We start from the raw sequence: 853 nt of genomic DNA, 5'->3' as shown, positions 1-853 counted from the left end.
TGCCGCGGGCGCGACGCTCGGCGATGACGCCGCGCACCGCCCGGACGATGCCGACATAACCGGTGCAGCGGCATAGATTGCCCGAGAGGCCGGCACGGATGCGGCGCTCGTCGGCGTCCGGCAGGCGCAGGACGAGGTCGCGGGCGGCGATGAGCATGCCGGGCGTGCAGTAGCCGCACTGAAGGGCGTGCTCGCGGTTGAAGGCGGCGCGCAGTTCTCCGGCGACCGGGTCGTCGTCGAGCCCTTCGATGGTGGTCACCTCGGCGCCCGCGCAGGCGCCGGAGAAGGTCAGGCAGGCCCGCGCCGGCTCGCCGTCGAGGAGCACCGTGCAGGCGCCGCAGATTCCGTGCTCGCAGCCGAGATGGGTTCCAGTGAGGTCGAGGGTGTCGCGCAGGACGTCGGCGAGATGGGTGCGCGGCTCGGCCCGAAGGCTCCGCGCCCGGCCGTTGACGGTGAGAGCGAGGGGCGGGCTCTCGTCGCGGAGGGCGAACGATGCGGTGCTCATGCGGCCTCGCCGACTGTGCGTGTGAGGGAGGGCGGCGCGGCAGCCGCCTGCGCGATGGCGCGCGCCAGAACGGTGACGTGGACGTGGCGGTCGACGGCGTCGGTCATCCCGGCCCCGCGCAGGCGCGCATCGGCGGCCCGTGCATCGAAGCGTTCGGCGAAGTCGGGGCCGATCCGGCCGCCGAACAGCTCGGAGGCGTCCGGCAGCACGAGGGGCGTACGCTCGATGGCGCCGATCACCACGCGGCCGCGTCCGGCATGGGGCTCGATCCGCACGGCCCCGATGGCGTGGGCGAACTCGCCGATCTTGGAGCAATGCTTGACGTAGCCCCAGGCGGTGCCGGGAGGG

The 853-nt window shown here is 73.9% G+C and carries 1 protein-coding gene and 1 pseudogene; both read right to left on the bottom strand.

Annotated features, from left to right (window positions below; translation table 11 throughout):
* The coding region (locus FV220_RS25135; protein ID WP_147833590.1) for a (2Fe-2S)-binding protein at positions 1 to 505 on the bottom strand (505 nt) is incomplete at its 3' end.
* A pseudogene (locus tag FV220_RS25130) lies at positions 502 to 853 on the bottom strand (carbon monoxide dehydrogenase); the annotation flags it as partial. The gene FV220_RS25135 and the pseudogene FV220_RS25130, both read right to left, overlap by 4 nt.

The organism is Methylobacterium sp. WL19, from assembly GCF_008040005.1.
GTDB lineage: Bacteria > Pseudomonadota > Alphaproteobacteria > Rhizobiales > Beijerinckiaceae > Methylobacterium > Methylobacterium bullatum.
The sequence above is the reverse complement of the archived record's forward strand: the minus strand, read 5'-3'. Positions and strand labels throughout refer to the sequence as shown.